Annotated in this window: 17 protein-coding genes and 1 pseudogene; 6 read left to right on the top strand and 12 right to left on the bottom strand. The window is 69.5% G+C overall.

What is annotated here, in order from left to right; translation table 11 throughout:
• Nucleotides 1-229 precede the first annotated feature (229 nt).
• Together AAH979_RS38685 and AAH979_RS38680 are read right to left on the bottom strand one after the other, a co-directional pair.
• Nucleotides 230-874, bottom strand: a complete 645-nt coding sequence (locus AAH979_RS38685; protein ID WP_346263094.1) for an SGNH/GDSL hydrolase family protein — start codon at nucleotides 872-874, stop codon at nucleotides 230-232.
• Nucleotides 875-930: 56 nt separating this feature from the next.
• The gene (locus AAH979_RS38680) at nucleotides 931-2,721 is read right to left on the bottom strand and encodes a glycosyl hydrolase family 28-related protein (protein WP_346263078.1); all 1,791 of its coding nucleotides are present in this window, start codon (nucleotides 2,719-2,721) and stop codon (nucleotides 931-933) included.
• 234 nt (nucleotides 2,722-2,955) lie between these two features.
• Here AAH979_RS38680 and AAH979_RS38675 point away from each other — a divergent pair, with 234 nt between their 5' ends.
• Nucleotides 2,956-3,315, top strand: coding sequence for a sialidase family protein (locus tag AAH979_RS38675; RefSeq protein WP_346263077.1), 360 nt, complete (start codon nucleotides 2,956-2,958; stop codon nucleotides 3,313-3,315).
• A gap of 154 nt (nucleotides 3,316-3,469) precedes the next feature.
• Here the strand turns inward: AAH979_RS38675 and AAH979_RS38670 are convergent, their stop codons facing one another.
• The 3 genes from AAH979_RS38670 to AAH979_RS38660 all read right to left on the bottom strand — a co-directional run bounded on the left by AAH979_RS38670 (nucleotide 3,470) and on the right by AAH979_RS38660 (nucleotide 4,747).
• A complete protein-coding gene (locus AAH979_RS38670) occupies nucleotides 3,470-3,730 on the bottom strand; it encodes a hypothetical protein (RefSeq protein WP_346263076.1) in 261 nt (86 codons plus the stop codon).
• Nucleotides 3,727-4,032: a hypothetical protein gene (locus AAH979_RS38665; RefSeq protein ID WP_346263075.1), complete on the bottom strand. Its 306-nt coding sequence runs from the start codon at nucleotides 4,030-4,032 to the stop codon at nucleotides 3,727-3,729. The genes AAH979_RS38670 and AAH979_RS38665 overlap by 4 nt, the downstream gene beginning before the upstream one ends.
• Nucleotides 4,033-4,435: 403 nt before the next feature.
• A complete protein-coding gene (locus AAH979_RS38660) occupies nucleotides 4,436-4,747 on the bottom strand; it encodes a hypothetical protein (protein WP_346263074.1) in 312 nt (103 codons plus the stop codon).
• Here AAH979_RS38660 and AAH979_RS38655 point away from each other — a divergent pair.
• Together AAH979_RS38655 and AAH979_RS38650 are read left to right on the top strand one after the other, a co-directional pair.
• Entirely contained in the window at nucleotides 4,746-5,183 is a 438-nt protein-coding gene (locus AAH979_RS38655) for a DUF4232 domain-containing protein (protein ID WP_346263073.1), read from the top strand. The two genes, AAH979_RS38660 and AAH979_RS38655, sit on opposite strands and share 2 nt — an antisense overlap.
• A 766-nt stretch (nucleotides 5,184-5,949) precedes the next feature.
• A complete protein-coding gene (locus AAH979_RS38650) occupies nucleotides 5,950-6,750 on the top strand; it encodes an XRE family transcriptional regulator (protein WP_346263072.1) in 801 nt (266 codons plus the stop codon).
• A 306-nt stretch (nucleotides 6,751-7,056) separates the two neighbouring features.
• Here AAH979_RS38650 and AAH979_RS38645 read toward each other — a convergent pair whose 3' ends face one another.
• Nucleotides 7,057-7,449 carry a hypothetical protein gene (locus tag AAH979_RS38645; protein WP_346263071.1) on the bottom strand — a complete coding sequence of 131 codons (393 nt, stop codon included), beginning with the start codon at nucleotides 7,447-7,449 and terminating at the stop codon, nucleotides 7,057-7,059.
• A gap of 577 nt (nucleotides 7,450-8,026) precedes the next feature.
• Between AAH979_RS38645 and AAH979_RS38640 the strand changes: the two genes are divergently transcribed.
• Both AAH979_RS38640 and AAH979_RS38635 read left to right on the top strand, forming a co-directional pair.
• Nucleotides 8,027-8,773 carry a DUF1963 domain-containing protein gene (locus AAH979_RS38640; protein WP_346263093.1) on the top strand — a complete coding sequence of 249 codons (747 nt, stop codon included), beginning with the start codon at nucleotides 8,027-8,029 and terminating at the stop codon, nucleotides 8,771-8,773.
• Nucleotides 8,774-8,863: 90 nt separating this feature from the next.
• A pseudogene (locus AAH979_RS38635) lies at nucleotides 8,864-9,325 on the top strand (transposase); the annotation flags it as partial.
• A 192-nt stretch (nucleotides 9,326-9,517) separates the two neighbouring features.
• Here the strand turns inward: AAH979_RS38635 and AAH979_RS38630 are convergent.
• The 6 genes from AAH979_RS38630 to AAH979_RS38605 form a co-directional block, all read right to left on the bottom strand.
• The gene (locus AAH979_RS38630) at nucleotides 9,518-10,018 is read right to left on the bottom strand and encodes a MauE/DoxX family redox-associated membrane protein (RefSeq protein ID WP_346263070.1); all 501 of its coding nucleotides are present in this window, start codon (nucleotides 10,016-10,018) and stop codon (nucleotides 9,518-9,520) included.
• Nucleotides 10,019-10,021: 3 nt separating this feature from the next.
• Nucleotides 10,022-10,333: a S24/S26 family peptidase gene (locus AAH979_RS38625; RefSeq protein WP_346263069.1), complete on the bottom strand. Its 312-nt coding sequence runs from the start codon at nucleotides 10,331-10,333 to the stop codon at nucleotides 10,022-10,024.
• On the bottom strand, nucleotides 10,330-12,108 hold the full coding sequence (locus AAH979_RS38620) for an ABC transporter ATP-binding protein (RefSeq protein WP_346263068.1): 1,779 nt from the start codon (nucleotides 12,106-12,108) through the stop codon (nucleotides 10,330-10,332). The genes AAH979_RS38625 and AAH979_RS38620 overlap by 4 nt, the downstream gene beginning before the upstream one ends.
• A 2-nt stretch (nucleotides 12,109-12,110) precedes the next feature.
• A complete protein-coding gene (locus AAH979_RS38615; protein ID WP_346263067.1) occupies nucleotides 12,111-12,593 on the bottom strand; it encodes a hypothetical protein in 483 nt (160 codons plus the stop codon).
• A gap of 68 nt (nucleotides 12,594-12,661) precedes the next feature.
• Nucleotides 12,662-12,901 (bottom strand): hypothetical protein, encoded by a 240-nt coding sequence (locus AAH979_RS38610; protein ID WP_346263066.1) that lies wholly within the window; start codon nucleotides 12,899-12,901, stop codon nucleotides 12,662-12,664.
• 66 nt (nucleotides 12,902-12,967) lie between these two features.
• The gene (locus AAH979_RS38605) at nucleotides 12,968-15,889 is read right to left on the bottom strand and encodes a BTAD domain-containing putative transcriptional regulator (protein ID WP_346263065.1); all 2,922 of its coding nucleotides are present in this window, start codon (nucleotides 15,887-15,889) and stop codon (nucleotides 12,968-12,970) included.
• A gap of 256 nt (nucleotides 15,890-16,145) precedes the next feature.
• On the opposite strand from AAH979_RS38605, the gene AAH979_RS38600 reads away from it, so the two are divergent.
• Nucleotides 16,146-16,445, top strand: a complete 300-nt coding sequence (locus AAH979_RS38600; protein WP_346263064.1) for a winged helix-turn-helix domain-containing protein — start codon at nucleotides 16,146-16,148, stop codon at nucleotides 16,443-16,445.
• The last annotated feature ends 5 nt before the right edge of the window (nucleotides 16,446-16,450 follow it).

Below are 16,450 nucleotides of genomic sequence, written 5' to 3'. Positions count from 1 at the left end.
CGGAGATGCCCGCTCAGCATCCGCATCTGCTTGATATGCAGGTAATCCTCGTTGACCCAGTGTCGACTGATGCGGGAGTGTCAAGTTAACTTGACAGACCCACGACCACTGACCCTTGGAATAGATCGTCTAGCGTCATGCCCGTTGCGTTGGGTCGCTGTTCCCGGTGCGGCGAGGCGATCGGCGACATGACGGCGATCGGCACGCCCGGGTGGGCGTCGCGGATCGTCTAAATGAAGCCGGAAGCCTGTCCGGCAAGGGTTCTGCGGCCGAAGCTGGCGAGGCCGTAGATGTTGATCCCGAGGCACAGCGACACCAGATCCGCCGGTGTCCGCGCGATTGCGTGCGCCGCAACGGGATCCAGGTGACACTCCCCGGCGAACCCGAGGCAGGTCAGGTCCCAGCCGAGGCGCCGGGCGACGAGGGCGGGCCAGGTCTCGCTCGGGCCTGCGGCCGTCCGGCACTGTGTGATCGAGCTTCCATAGGTGATCCAGCGCAAGCCGTCCCCCGCGACAGCGGCAGCACCGGTCGCACGGTGCAGGACAAGGGGTCCGATCCGGAGCTCGCCGAACTGGGGCAGCCGGACCTCCACCACCTTGGTGCCGGGCAGCAGGTCGACGTGGCTCGTCGACGCTCCCGCCGCCAGCGGCACCCGCCGCCACAGGTCACCGTCCACGACGACGTCCAGCGATGTCACGTCCTCGTCGGCAGCGAACGTCTCAAGTTCGAGCGCGGCAGCGTCGGTGCGCACGACCGCACGGACACCGGCGGCCATGCGCGCCCGCCCGCCGAGCCCGAGGGCGTGGGCGGTGGCGAGCCGGGCCGGTGGCAACCGCCACGGCTGCCACCGGTCGTCCGTCACCGTCCATGCCAGCGCTCCCCGCCAGACCGGTTGCGGGTCGTCGGGAGTGAGCCGGATCGTCGTCGTGGTCAGAGCTTGTCGCCCAGGGGGACCGCGTGCCAGGCCTCGCCGTCGGAGAGTGCCAGGGTGCGCTTGCCGGTCTTCGGGTCCTTGATGAGAACGAGACCGCCGACGTTGTCGGTGGCCTTCGGCAGCTCGGTCGGGGCTTGCTCGGCCAGCGCCAGCTGGTGGGTGTACACCGCCCGCATCCGCTTGTCGGCGGCGCCCAGGTCCCGCAGGTTGTCGGCGGGTGGGATCAGGCCGGTGGCGTTCGCGGTGATGGCGACCACTTCGTTGCTGGTGTTGGTCGCGCACAACAACTCGGTGGCGGCGGATCCGGTGCCGTTGACCGCGACCACCCGGATGCCGCCCTTGTTCCCGGCGGTGCCGGGGTGACCCGCCGCCAGGAACGAGCCGTACTTTCCGCCCGCAGCGATCGTGCCCATGCTGTTGATGACCCGGATCCTGCCGTCGGCGCCCGCGTGGGTGACCTCGAGCTGGTTGAACTTGCCGGGCGTGGTCTGGATCTGCGAGTCGTTCACCGTGGTGACCGCGACCAGGTTCGGCTGCGGGTACGTGTTGCCGATGACGTGTGACCTGGTCAGCGTGTCGACGCGGAGCGGCGCCCGGTTGGTGGCGTCCGGCGAGAAGACGTTGCCGATGACGGTCGTGTCGGTGGCGGCGCCGACCACTCGGATCGCCGCGCCGAGAGCGTCGGTGCCCATGTGCCAGTTGTCGAACGTGTTGTTGGCGATGGTGACCCGGCTGGCGCCGCCGAGGAACCGGACCGCCGTCTCCCGCGTCCAGTTGAAGCTGTTGCCACTGATGGTGACGTTGTGTGGGGTGAAGCCGGTGGCGAACGTGATGGCGCCGGCGCTGCGGGTGATCGGCATTTCGAAACCGCCGAGGACGTTGTCGGCGATGGTGAGGTTGTGGCCGCCGCTGGTGATGGTGATGATCGCGGCGTCGCCCTGGGCGTGTTCCACGACGTTGCCGCTGATGGTGGAGTTGGTGAGGCTGCCCCGGAACAGCCGGCGGCCGATGTCGAGCAGGTTGCCCTGGATGATCGCGCTGCGGTACTCCCCGTTGCTGGTGGGGGTGGTGACGATGGCGTCCTGGACGGTGTGGAAGTGGTTGTCGGTGATGAGCCACTTCCGCAGCCCGTACGGCGGGTGGTGGACGGCGTCGTCGCCGCCGGTGTTGCCGGTGGGCCAGGAGAGGCTGATGCCGGTGGCGCACTGCGCGACGAGGTTGCGGGAGAAGTACAGGCCGCGGCCGACGAGCTGGATCGCGGTGTCGAACTGGATGAACGTGCAGTCCAGGATCGCGCCGTCCATGTCGTCAGTGTTCGCGACGCCGGAGAACCGCAGCCCGACCTGGTCGAGGTCGACGGTCGCCTCGAAGCACAGGCCGTGGATGGCGGCCAGCGAGCTCTGGATGTGCATACCCACGCCGGCGTGGGCCTGCTTGATGGTGGACGCGCGGTTGCCCATCGTGCCGTAGCCGCGGAGCTGGATCCGGTTGTACGGCTCGTCGGTGAGGTCGGGGACGACGATGGTGCGGGTGATCTTGTATGTGCCCGGCGGGAACAGCACGAACGGATGGCCGGGCGCGTCCCGCTGGGAGTCGATGGCCTGCTGGATGGCGGCGGTGTCGTCGTGGACCCCGTCAGCCAGGGCACCGAACTGCTGCGGGGTGACGACGCCGTCGGGCACGTCGGCAGCGGCGGGGGTCGCCTGCCACGGTGCGACGGCTGCAGCCGCTCCCAGCGCCGCGCCACCTGCCAGTAACAACGCGCGACGGTTGGTGCGCTCGGACATGGTCCTGCCCTTCCGGAACGTTGGCTTCGCTCGAGGTGATACGTATAGACACGGCATCGTATTGACGCGCCGCCACCTCGACAAGAACCCCTGAACCACCGTTTCCGAAACCGCGGCGCCCGGCTTTCCGTCATATGCCGGAAACAGGACCCCTTGTTGCGGCCATGATCAGGCCCCTACAGTGACGCTCCTTGTTACGTATCAGTCCGCGATCGAGCCGCTCCGAGGCACGCGATGATCAGCAGACGCACGTTCGCCAAGGGACTCGTCGGCGGTGCCGCGGCCGTGACGGCACCGCACGCGCTGACCGGCGCGGCGTTCGCGGGGCAGTCGACACAGGCGTGGTACGCCGAGACCACACTCTGGGACTCGGAGGTGGACCCGCACGTCAACTACCACGTCCACGGCCTGGCAGTGCTTCCCGACGACACCGTCGTCGTGGCCACCGAGGGCCGCCACGAGGTGTCCGACGCGGGCCCGCGGGACCTGCTGGTCCGCCGCAGCACCGACGGCGGCGCGACCTGGACCCCGACGCAGACGGTCGTGGCCTCGGTCGACGGCACTGCAGCGAGTACGCCGACACCAGGTATATGAAGGCGCGGTTGTCGTAGCGGGTGGCCACGGCGCGGAACTGTTTGGGCTTGCTGACCGCGCGTTCGGTGGTGTTGCGATGTTTGAACCGCTCCGGGTCGAACGCTGGTGGGCGGGCCGCCGGCGGTCAGCGGAGAAGGCACGGAAGACGCCGGTCTCATTCCTGCAGCCGTCGGTCGGCAGGCGGCGTGGGTTCGGGTTGAAGCAGCGCCTGGGCGTTGGCGGCATACCGCACGGCAGCGCGCTCGCTGATCGCGAAGACCTTGACCAGATGCAGCGGATCGCCGCCGGTCGCGAGGGCCTCCTCCAGCTGGCGGTCGATACGTAGCCGCTCGAGCGTGGCCGGAAGTCGCCGCAGGTTCAGGATCCAGGTATGGCCGACCGGTCCGAGCCACAGCGCGGTGATCTTGTTGATCACAGGTGCGGGTCCGCGGTCCGGGGCCAGGTGCGGCGTCGGTGTTCGAGCCATTCCAGCAGTACCCGGTAGGTCAGGTCATCGAGCGGACGGGTGTTGCCGCCGATGGTCAGCGACCGTCCCGCCAGGTCGAGGTCGACCAGCTGCATCGCCCGGATCTGGATGGGGCGGGCCGCGTGGGTAGCGGTCAGGGCGACGAACACGCGGGCCCGCACGGTGTCGGCGGCGTCGATGGCGGCGTCGATCTCGACTCCCGTCAGCGGCTGCCAGATCGGATGTTCCCGGCGTGGCCCTTGGATGCGCATGGTCGGGTTCCGGAAGATCGTGCCCGTGCGTCTGGCCCAGCCGAACAGCGACCGTAGCGCGATCGACCAGCATCGCGATCAACTGCTCATCCGTGACCGCACCCACCGACCCTGCAGCCGGCTCCTGCCCTGAGGTGGCCTCGGTCGTCATCTGGCGTCTCTCCCTTGATCGGTCGATCAGCCGTTATTTCCAGTCCCCATCGCGATGATCGGCAACCTCACCAAACGGGTCGCCGACGAAACCACCCCAACCTGGCGAGAAATCTGAAGATCACATCACTCACAAAATACTTGAATCAGACGCCCTCTAATAGGCAGACGTTGTACTGGTACTTCCACCGATGGGAGGACGCCGGCGTGCCGGAGAGACTCTCGCCGGGTCCCCATCGCCGGTGGCGGTTCGTTAGACTGCCGCGGCTATCAACGGGGAGGGGGGCGTACGCATGCGGAAGATGGCATTGGCGGTGGCCGTGCTGGCCGGTGGCGCTTCGTTCGTGGCGGCCGGGTGCGGATCGTCGGAGGGTGGCCGGTCGGTGTCGGTCGCGGCGTCGGCGACGAGTGGCGCACCGGCGCAGGAGCCGTCGGCGACCGTCGCGCCGACGGCGACGGCCGCGTCTTCGCCGACGCCGCGCAAGCCCGCGAAGTCGCCGGGCCGGTCGCCGGCGCCCAGGCGAACGACGTCCGCCGCGACGGGGTCGGCGCCGCCCTGGTGCATGCTGGCGGACCTGCGCTTCTCGTTGAGTCTGGGCAGTGGCGGCGGCGTGGGTATTCCCGGTTCGCTGCTGATGACCAACACGTCCGGGCGCCGCTGCGCGTTGTCGGGTTACCTGCTTCTGACCTGGCGTGACGCCAACGGCGCAGTGATTGCGGTGAGAGTGAACAAGCGACCCGACCCGCAGACCCCGCACACCGTGGCCATCAAGCCCGGAGGCCGGGGCATCGTCGGGCTCGGCTGGCAGCGTTACAAGAGCGAACCGCCGCCGGTGCTATGCACGCCGGTCCCCAAGACGCTCGAGGTCCGGCTGCCACCGACGGTGCAGAACCCGCACCCGGAGAACGGTCCCGCCAAGCGGATCTCTTGGTTCACGGGTGACAGCGCGGGCATGTGCGGGCCAAAGGTGGACATGCTGCCGGTCGACGTCGTGTCCTGACGGATTTCGGCCGGATAGCGCTGCCAGCCGCGCTCGCACCGCGGTGGACCGCGGTGCGGGCGTGCGGACGCCGGTACGATCGACGCCCTGTGGGATCGGGTGAGAGCGTGTAGCGTCTGGGAGACGGATGGATCGTATTGACCGTGAACGTCTCACCATGGCTACGGTCACGGTCGACGTCGAACTTCTCTGGAACTGGGCCAATGTAGAACCGCCGTTGGCGCGGAGGGACGGCGGGTCCGGCATTTTGCAATGCTAATCATACGGTTCAATCATGAAGCGGCAGGTATAAGGCGCCTTCCTCATCTGCCGCGGTCGGCGTGATCCGGCCGGTGCTGAGTAGGTGCATCGGACGCGCCGGAGCGGAGCTATGCGTACGTTCTTGGCTCCTCGGCAGGGGCTGCGCGGATGCGGAGGTCGTCGTCCGTGATGCGTCGGACGACTCGGCAGGGTACTCCAACGGCGACGGTGATGGCCGGGATGTCGTGAGTGACGACGCTGCCTGCACCGACGACGGCGCCGTACCCGATGCGAACGCCGGGGAGCACGACGGCGTGCTGCCGATCCAGACCTCCTCCTCGATCACGACGTAGGTTGAGAACACTACCGGCCAGAGCATGTCATCAAAGCGCTGAAGCGCCCTGGTGGCCCAGGGCGGATCGCCGACTTCGCGAGTGTGCGCCGCGTTCCGCTTCACTCTTCCCCGCGATCAGCGCGCAGGGCCATCGGCTTTCGTTGGGGTGGCGGTGGTCCGTAGGGTGGGACGGTGAAGACGTGGCCGACATTTGGCATGCAGTTGATGCGGCTGGCCGAGGTGCGTGGCGTCGACGTCGGCTCCTTAGCCCGACAGGCAACCGTCGCTGAAGCCGCGATCACGTCGGTGCTCGACGGCGGCGAGCCTGACCCGTTACTGCTGCGCCGGCTCGCGCCTACCCTGGACCTGCATCAAAGCGACCTGTTCGTCATCGCCGGTCAGCAGGTACCCGACGACCTCGCCCCACTGGACGCGACCGCCGCCAGCGTCATCGGCTCGCTGGGATGGTCACTAACGTATCTGCCACGTGCTGTACCGGAGCTGCGCCAGCTCGTCCAATCTCTGCCGCAGCAGCCCCGTCCGCAGGGATCGCGGCCACCGATGCCGTCATATCAGCAGTACCCGAGCAGCGCTGGCGGCGTGGTGCTGCGCCTGCTGCACAACCGCAACCTCAATTGGATCGGTTCCGCTCGGTACCTGTTCGGCCTGGGCCGCGGCGACATGCTGTCGGCGTCTACGATCGGCATGATCGGGCACGGCAAGAAGGCCCTGACACCCGAACTGCTGGCCGGGTTCGCCGCCTTCCTCGACATCTCATCGCGCGACCTCAGCGCGCTGACCGGCATCGACCTGACGAGTGCCGGCCCGCCGGTCCACCCGGACGCAGCCGAGGCCGCCGCACTGATCTGGAACGCCCGCCGTCTGACCGCCGGCCAGCTGCGACAGGTCGACGATCGGGCACACGCCATCCGGCACGAACGCGCCGACGAACTCGAGCCCGGACTGCGGTGCAGCTGCCCTGGACCTCACTGAGGCCAGGTCACCGACCGCCAGCGACGCCGTCCTGCAAAGTCGCGATTGCGCACGGCGCACTGCCCCACCTGCCATCCGGATCTGCCGCCGAGCGGACGCCGGGTTGTAACCCTTGTCACCCTCCGTAGACGTCCGCCGCCTGCATGGACCGGCCGCCTGTGCACGCACGTGCCGAGAAGAGCACGTTTGGTCAATTCCCGCCATGGCGCCGTGGCGGCCTCGTAGCTAGACCAGAAGAACGATCAACCAGGGGCCGCGTCCATGATCAGCGGGGTTGCCAATCAGCCGCCGCAGGATAAAACCGAGTTAGCAGTCGTAACCGTGTTGGCGGAGTAACCGACGGACCGCCTCAGCATCGGGACTATCGGCTCCCCAGCCGCTGATATCGCTGCCGTTAACCTCATCGATGTGCCATTGGTCGCCTTTAAGAGCACCGGATGACGTTGCCGGGTGTTCCAGCTCTACGGTGCAGCTAACGGAGTCCTGGTCAAGGTTGACAGTCCAATCGAGGTCGTAAGCGACGAGCTTCTTCTTCTTGCCGGACTTCTCTACGTCACGATCGATTTCGACAGCGTCGAAGCCGGCACTCCGTAGCTTGTCGCTATAGGTCTGCTCTCCGCTCTTGTTGCCACAACCGACAAGCGTCAGAAGGGTAGCGATCGTTGCAATCGCTAGCGGGAGTGGTTTCTTGCTGCGCACATGGCCTCCTAGACCGGTATCGGAACTTTGCTGCGGGACATTGTAGAGCGTGCTGCCAAGTATTGATCGAAGCTGGTGCGCCTCATGCAACGCAGGAGGAGGAGAGGGACGCGCGGTAAGTTCGCGCAGTCACGGGTTTGGCGCTGTCGGACAGGTTCGGGCCCTCGGAGGCGGGGCGCAGGTTCGAATCCTGCCGCGGGCACCCTTGATGAGCAGCACGAAAGGCCCTAACCAGCGAGAACCCGGTCAGGGGTCTTAAAACGCTCACTAAGCCGCAGAACGCGCCAACGATCGAGGCCACCTGGTCGCCTACACCGAGCCAGTCCATCACGACGCAGAGTGTAAGTAGTAGGCGCCATCAAAATGCGTTCTCCACCCGAACGGGTGCTCTGGGGCCGTCCGCGTCGACTTTGAATGTCGTGGTCCTGTGATTGTATAAGTGGGTGGATTACCAAGAGAGCTTGGCGAAGGTCGAGGCGCTGTGCGTAGAGCAGCTTGGGGATCATCTGGGGAGACAGCTCGCCGCTCTTGCGCGGCCGGGGTTCGGGCTGTACGACTACGGATTCGAGGTTGATGACTGCCTTCCCGCGAAAGCCGGACAGCGTTCGGTGGTCCCGCCTTCCTTGACCCCGGGACACCTTGGCCGGAGCACGAAGGGTTGCCACTGAGCTTGTACGCGGTCCTGGACGTCGCGTCGATGCCTGCGTGGCTCGGTGAGGAGTTGCCCGCTGACATAGGGCTACTGAACTTTTTCTGTCTTGAGCCGAACGACGAGTACCGCGCGTCTTCCGGCACGTTTCGCAACCCCATGGACGACCTGCGGATCTGCCGCGTCATTCCGGCGGACGCAGCGCGCGCCGTTGAAGTCGAGCCCCTGGAGCCCGCCACGGTGCACGACCAGACCCTGTTGCAGGCCGTCCGGGCAGTCACTCTCCCGATGTCCAGCCACTGGCACAACTACGATCGGATCCTGGACACGCTCGACGTCGGCCCGGACGCCTCCAGTTCGCCGGGCGACATTGTGTGCCAGCAGTTCGACTGGGAGGGCTTCGCCACGAGCCAGGGCCTCTACCACAAGGAGACCGACGAGGACATTGTGTCCCTGGGCCTTTATCAGGCGTTCGGCTGGCCATGGCTGAACGGGGACGCCACCGAGCGCCCCTACCGGTATTTGCTCACGCTCGACTTGCTCACGCTCGACGCGCCCGAAAACCATTGGGTGTGGGACCACGGCGGATGCGTACACTTCCTGATCGACGAGGTGGCGCTTTGCGCGGGCGACTTCTCCCAGGTCTGGGTCGAGCTGTCCACCGGGCATCATTGAGCCGGTCGGCGCTCAAGCCCATAGCCGCTGCTTGTGTGTGCTGTTCGGTTCGGAGAAGACGAGACGGCGTAGCAGGGCTAGGCGTCGGCGCTGGGTAATCGACGATGCGCTGCGGGTTCGATTGCTCGGGACGCCTGGATCTGCTTCCAGGACGAGGCCGGCCAGGTGCTGCGACCGCCGGTGAGCAAGACCTGGGCCCGACGCGGTCGCACGCCCGTGGTGGAGATCTCGGGCAAGGGTTCCGGCCGGGTCTCGATCGCCGGCCTGGTCAAGCCCGGACAGCCAGGCCGGTTCATGTGGCGGACCGGGCTACACCGCGGCCGTGAAGGTGAACGCGGCAGCTTCAGCGAGGACGACTACATCGCCTTCCTCGACCAGGCCCATCAACGCCTCCGCGCGCCGATCGTGCTGATCTGGGACAACCTCAACACCCACGTCAGCCGCCGCATGCACACCCTGCTCGCCGCCCGGCCCTGGCTGACCGTGATCCGCCTGCCGTCCTACGCCCCAGACCTCAACCCGGCCGAGGGCGTCTGGCGGTGGATGAAACGCGGCCTGACCACCGCCGAACCCACGGCCCGAACCGACACGGAGGCACCGCGAACCCGGCGCGAACACCGGGCCCGCCGCGTACCTACCCACGACAAGCAACGACCCACATCGATCGAGACCTACTCGACAGCGAAACCGAAACAACTACTCACGGGTTCGGGTCTGAAGCCGACGGTCGTCGAACCGTCCGCGTCATGCCCGGCGGGACGCGCCGAACAGGTAGCGCACCTCGTCCAGCATGACGATCAGCGCGGCGGCGATCAGCGCGGCGGCGACGGCCACCACAGCTTCGGCCGGGCGTACCGGGCCGGACGGTGCGAGCGCACCGACGACGGCGCAGCCGATGAGGAAAGCGTTGCGCCACACATGGTGCCGGCCCAGCGGTTCCGCGGTGCGGCCGAAGCAACGACAGGTGGCGCCAGCCTGGTGCAGGTTCGTGGCGATGGCGACGGCGAAGGCGAGCAGCAGAACGGCCGAGCAGAGGAAGCCGGCCAGGGGGAACACCGCCAACAGGACGACGGCGGTGAACTCCGTGGCGACCACGGCCGCGGCGAGTGGGCCGGCTGGCCGGTAGCCCAGGTCGCGCACCGACCGGGCGAACTCGCGGAAGGCGGCCCGGCCGGAGACCTTGCCGACCGCCGCCGCCAGCAGGACCACGCCGAGCAGCACCCGGCACCCGATCTCCACGTACATGTGTCATCGCCTCCCTCTGGCCACGCCGAGGACCGCCTCGGGAGGCACCGCGCCGAAGTGCCGCGAGTCCTGGCTGTGCGAGTTGTCGCCGCGTACGGTCACGGCACCGTCAGGTTCGACCCGGTGTACCCGTTTCACCATCCACGTCACGTCCGTCTCCGGTACGACGTCATGGGCCCGGAAGACGACGAGGTCACCGGCGGCCGGCGTCCGCCCGACCCGGACGATGACCCGGTCGCCGTCGCGCAGCGTCGGCGCCATGCTGTGCCCGCGCACGACCACCAGGCGCCAGCGGCGGCGCAGCCAGCCGGTCATGTCGCCGCCAGCTGGTAGCCGTCGGCCTGGAGCCGGAACAACCGGGCGTACTCGCCGTCGGCCGCCATCAGCTCGTCGTGCGTACCCGATTCGCTGACGACTCCGGCGTCCAGCACGACGATGCGCCGCGCGTCGCGCAGGGTGCTGAGCCGGTGGGAGATCAGCAGTCCGGTACGGCCGTGACGGATGCGGGTCAGCGACGCGTGCACCCGGGTCTCGGCGTCGGCGTCGAGGCCGGAGCTGGGCTCGTCCAGGATGAGCAGGTCGGCGTCGGCGCGCATCAGGGACCGGGCGAGCGCGACCCGCTGCCACTGTCCGCCGGAGAGCGTCACCCCGGGCTCGCCGTCCTGCTCCGCGAAGGTACGACTGAGCAACGTGGCGTACCCGTGGGGGAGCGCGCGGAGGCGGTCGTCGATCTCGGCGCGGACGGCGGCGTTCTCGACCTCCCCGGAGGTGTGCGGCAGCCGCCCGACGCCGATGTTCTCCGCCGCGGTGAGGTCGTAGCACATGAAGTCCTGGAACACCGCGCCCATCCGCCGCCGCAGCGTCTCGATCCGCAGCTCACGCAGGTCGATCCCGTCCCAGGTGATCCGACCGCGGACCGGGTCGTAGAAGCGGCAGAGCAGCTTGACGAGGGTGCTCTTGCCGGCGCCGTTGAGACCGACGAGCCCGACGGCCTCGCCGGCGGTGATGGTGAGGTCGACGCCCCGCAGGATCCAGGGGCCGTCCTCGTCGTAGCGGAACCAGACGTCCTCGAACCTGATCCCGGTGCGCAGCGGCGGTGCCGGCCGGGACCCGTCGGCCAGGTCGACGGGACTGTCGAGAACGGCGACGTAGTGCCGGAACAGCCGCATGGCCGCGCCGACCTCGCCGAGTTGGCCGGCGACGCCGGCCAGGCCGCCCTGCGCCGCGGCGAACGCGGCCAGCAGGAGGGTCAGGTCGCCGATGGTGAACCGGCCGCGAATCGCGGCGTTCACCGCGATCACCGTGGCGGCGAGGGTCACGGCGGCGCCGGCCAGGGCCCAGCAGGCCTGCACCGTCGTGACGTGCCGCGCGGCGGTCAGTTCGAGCTTGTTGGCCGCCCGCAGGGCACCGGTGAGCCGGTCGTGGAAGAACCGGCCGAGATGGTAGAGGCGCACCTCGCGGGCGGCGCGCAGGTCGGTCAGCACGGTCTGGAACAGGAACCGGGCCCGGAACAGGCCGGCGCTGTCCTCCACGGCCCGCGCGGTGTGCCGGGACAGCCGCAACTGGATGAGGAACTCGGGTACGGCCACGGCGAGCAGGAGCAGGCCGGCCGGCGGCCAGAGGGATGCCAGGATCACCGCGAACCCGCCGATGGTGACGACGCTCTGGGCGACGTTGACCGTGAACATGACGACCGCGTACGGCGCCTGGTCGGCGGCCTGCTGGGCCAGTGCCAGCCGGTCGCGCAGTGCGGGCCGCTCGAACGGGGCCAGGCCCAGGAACCCGTTCAGTTTCCGGTACAGCCGCACGTCGGCGGCGATCGTGATGGCGTGCTGCAACGCCGTGGTGAAGTAGCCGGACAGCCGGTTCGCGATCGCCGCCAGGGCCACCAGAGCGGCGATCGCCACCGCGTACCACGTCGCGGTCGACGGGCTGGCCGAGCGGCCCCTGCTCACCTCGTCGAACAACAGCTTGGTGAACCAGGCGACGCCGATCGGCGGGGCCGCGCCGACGACGACCAGGGCGACCATGGCGGTGAGCGCCTTCGGGTCGGCGCAGCCCAGCCGTACCGCGGCTCGCAGCGTGGTCACGGTCAGACCAGGACCGGAAGCTGGTGGCTGGCGTCGACGACGACGCCGTCGACGACCGACAGCACCGCGGGGAACCCCTTGACCCGCAGCTCCTTCTCGGCGAGTTCCTCGGAGAGCGTCGTGGTGTCGAAGCCGGTCAGGCGCGGGACCATCGACGCCGTCTCGGCCGGGGTGCCGATCATGACAACCAGGGTGTCGTGGCGGTAGCGCTCGGCGTCGGCGGTGAGGGTGTCCAGGAGGGTCTGGCACGGTGGGCAGGTCGGGGTCAGCATGACCACCGTTCGCCGGCCGGCGGCCAGGTCGGCGTGCGGGAAGCCGCTGACGTCCAGGCCCGGGGCGGGCAGCACCTCGGGGACGGGCTCTCCGTCGTGGGCGTGTCCGGCCCGCACCTCGCGCAGCCGTCGGGCGAGGGCCAGGGTAAGGACGAGGTTGAGCGCGGCGACCGCGCCGATGACAGCGAGGGCGGCGTAGGCGAAAGCCGGCATGGGAACTCCTCGGCGAGTCAGGGATGGGGGCCGCGCTGGACGGCGCGGCCCCCGACGGGAACCCCAGGTCAGCAGGTGCCGACCTTCTTGACGTAGCAGACCGACCGCGACGTGCTGGTCACGCACGCGCCGTTGCAGTTGTAGTAGCCCTGCCGGTAGTAGCGGAAGTAGCTGCCGCCCGAGCAGTAGCCGTTGGACGCGACGCACGAACAGGCCTGGCCGTGCTCGGGCACGCAGGCACCGGCCTCCTCGCGGCCGAGCACCTTGCCGAGGACGGCGTCGCCGACGCGGGTGATGATCCTGGTCATGGCAGACCTCCTTTGTGGGTGGTTGCCGACCACTCTGCGAGTCGCCGCTGCGCGCGCCCTGCGCTTCTACTGCGCGTGCGCTGCGCTCCGCCAGCGCGCGAGTCGTTCCTGCAGCTCATCGACCTGCGCGGCGTGGAAGTGCTCGAAGATGCGCAGCGCCTCCTCGCCGAGGGCGACGGCCCGGTCGTGCCTTCGCAGAGCGGCCTGAGCCCGCGCCAGCAGGCTCAGTGAGTTCGCGAGCGGGAACGGCTGCCCGATGCCGCGCAGCATCGCTACCGAGCCTTCCAGCTCGACCACGGCCCGACCCGCGTCGCCCTCCTCGAGGTGTGCCTTGCCGAGCAGTCGGCGGGAGATCGCCTCGCCCCACTCGTAGCGCATCTCCCGGAACGCCGGCACCGTGCGGGCCAGCAGTCGGCGCGCCGAGCCGATGTCCCCGGCGGCGAGGTGCGTGGCGGCCAGCGCCTGCTCGCCGGTGGTCACGCTCAGCCGGTCACCGAGCCGCCGAGCGGCGGTCACCGCCCGCCCCAGGTGCTCCAGGGCCTGCGGCCACTGCTCGGCGTGCCGGTGCAGCAGCCCGAGGCCCTCCCGCGCTAGCGCCTCGCCCCACAGGTCGCCACCGTCCTCGAAGTGCCGCAGGGCCGCGGTGAAGGCGGCGTGGGCGAACGGTGAGGTGAGCTGGTACTGCCCGTGCTGCTCACCGAGGGTCAGCAGCACGTGCCCGCCCACCGGGCCGACCGGCCAATGCGTGGCGCACGACCGCACCATCAGCAGCAGCGCGGCGTCCGCCTCCCGTACCCGGCCGAGCGTACGACAGCACAGTGAGTAGCCGTGCAGCGCGGCGAGCCGGTGGGCCACCATCGACGCGGGGCTGTCCCGGTGGGCCGCGCGCAGCAGCGGCACGGCCTCGGCGTGCCGGTTCACCATCCGGTAGGCCGTGCCGAGGCACAGCCGCAGCGAGGTCAGGGTCGGCAGGGGCAGGTCGGCTTCCCGCTCGAGCACGCCTCGCAGGCAGTCGGCGAACTCGGGCAGGTGATGGATGCGCATGATCGCGAAGTTGCCCATCGTGCGGGCCAACCGCCCGGCCAGGTCGACCGCGTCCAACCCCAGCAGGTCGTGCACCGCCGCGACCAGGTTCTCCCGCTCCGCCTCGAACCAGTCGACGGCCTCCCAGGCGTCGATCGTGGACGTCACGTCCGCGACCGGCAGGACTTTGCAGGGCAGCGACGCGTCGGCGCGTTCGGCGTACGCGTGCAGCCGTCCGTACCAGTCGAGCAGCTGCCCGGTGGTGACGGTGGAGCGTTCCCGGGCGTGCAGCCGGATCAGGTCGTGCATCCGGACCCTGCCGTCGGGATCGGGAGTTAGCAGGTGGGCATGGCACAGCTGCTCCAACAGCCGCTCGGTGGCCTCGTCCCACATCCCGAAGCTGGGCAGCGAGGTACGGCCCAGCACGGTGAGCAGGTGCGCGGACGGCGCCGGCAACCGCTCGAACCCGACGCTGAAGCTGCTGCGTACGTCGAGGTCGCCGAGCGACAGCTCGTCGAGGCGGCGCCGCTCGTCGCGCAGCCGGTCGCGCAGCCGTGCGACGGTCATCGCCTCCCGCTCGGCCAGTCGCACGCCGGCGATGCGCAACGCCAGCGGCAGCCGCCCGCACAGCTCGACCACCTCGGCGGCCGCCGTGGCCTCCCGGTTGATCCGCTCGGCTCCGGCGACACTGGCCAGCAGGTCCAGCCCGTCGTCGAGCGGCAGGACGTCGACCGGGACGACCTCGGTGCCCGGCAGCTCGGGGAGCGTCGCCGTGCTGGTGACGAGAGCGCTGCTCCGGGCGGGTGGCAGCAGCGGGCGTACCTGCGTCGCGTCCGCGGCGCTGTCCAACATCACCAACATGGGCTGGTCGGTGAGCACGGACCGGTAGAGCGCCGCGCGTTCCTCGGCCTCGGCCGGGATGGACTCCCCGGCCACGCCGAGGGCGCGCAGGAAGGCGCCGAGCACCGCACCGGGCCGGGCCGGGTCGGCGGTGTTGCCACGCAGGTCCGCGTAGAGGCACCCGGCGGGAAAGCGGTGGCGGCTCTCGTGCGCCGCGCGTAGTGCCAGCGTGGTCTTGCCCGTACCCGAGAGCCCGGTCACGACGATGACCTGGGCGGCCCCGGCGGCGGACGGGGTGCGCCCCAGCAGCGACAGCAGCAGGCCGAGCTCCTTGTCCCGGCCGACGAAGTCACCGGCGAGGCCGGGGAGCTGGTTGGGCCGTACCCACGCCCGGGGCGACGTCTCCTGCTCGCTGACGAGGATCTCCCGGTGCAGCCGCCGCAGCTCCGGTCCCGGGTCGATGCCGTGCTCCTCCGCGAGCATCCGGGCGGCGTCCCGGTACACCGCGAGCGCCTCGGCCTGCCGGCCGCTGCGGTGCAGGGCCGTCATCAGCTGGCCACGCAGCCGCTCGCGCAGCGGCCGGTCACGGACCAGCGTGGTCAGCTCCGGTACGAGCTCCTGGTGCAGACCGAGCGAGAGCAAGACCTCGACGCGGAGTTCGTTCGCGTGTTCGCGAAGCTCGTGCAGCCGGTCCCGATCGACCTCGACCAGCTTCGCGCCGACGTCGACGTACGCGTCGTCACGCCAGCGGGCCAACGCCCGGTCGAGCAGCTCCACGGCTCGCCGGGCATCGGTGGCGGCCGCGGCGGCCTGCACGTCGGCGGCGAACTCCGCCGCGTCCACGACCACGGCGGCGTTCAACTGGTAGCCGGGAGACCTGGTGAGGATCAGCTCGGGTGTCGCACCGCGCCGGACCGAGGCGACGACCGCCTGGACCCGGTTGCGTGCCCCGGCGGGCGGGTGATCCGGCCAGAGACCGTCGATCAGGCGGTCGACGGAGACGACGCGTCCATGGTGGGCTGCCAGGCTCCCGACGAGTGCCCGTTGCAGCGGGGCGAGCGTCACGTCCGTCCCGTCGACGCTCAACTCGACCCGTCCGAGGACGCAGACCCGATACCCACGCACTGCGCAAAGCTAGCGTGCGTCCGGGAGCCGGCGCCTTCGGCTGACCTGGTCTTTGTAGCAGATCACATGTCGAACCGGGAGCAACTTAACCGCCAGCCGTGGGCGTCGACCTGGTGGGGCCGGAGGAGGACCACGTCGACGTCGTAAAGTGCGACGGCGATGCCGATGAGCGGTGGTGCCGGCGCCGGACGCCGCCGATGCTCGGAGCTCGGGAACGGACCGGGGTGGTGGGCCAGACTTGATCGGTGGTGGCGCGGTGGACACCGACCGGAGCGAGGGACGGCGTTACCGCCTGTTGGGGCCGGTCGCGGTCCACGAGGGCGGTGTGCCGCTGCCGTTGGGCGGTCCCAAGCCGCGTACGATCCTGGCCGCGCTGCTGCTGCAGGCGGGCCGGGTGGTGCCGGAGGAGCGGCTGATCGACCTCACCTGGGGCGAGACGTGGCCGGCCACGGTACGCGGTCAGCTGCACACGTACGTCTCGGGCCTGCGTCGCCGACTCGGCGCCGGGACGGTGGCAGCGATCGTGGTGGTGAGGGTTGCCAGTGGTAGCGGCTGACGGTT

Origin of the sequence: Plantactinospora sp. ZYX-F-223 (assembly GCF_039649625.1) — a bacterium.
In the GTDB taxonomy this organism is placed as follows: Bacteria; Actinomycetota; Actinomycetes; order Mycobacteriales; family Micromonosporaceae; genus Plantactinospora.
Note: the sequence above shows the minus strand (reverse complement) of the source record. Positions and strands in the feature narration are given on the sequence as shown.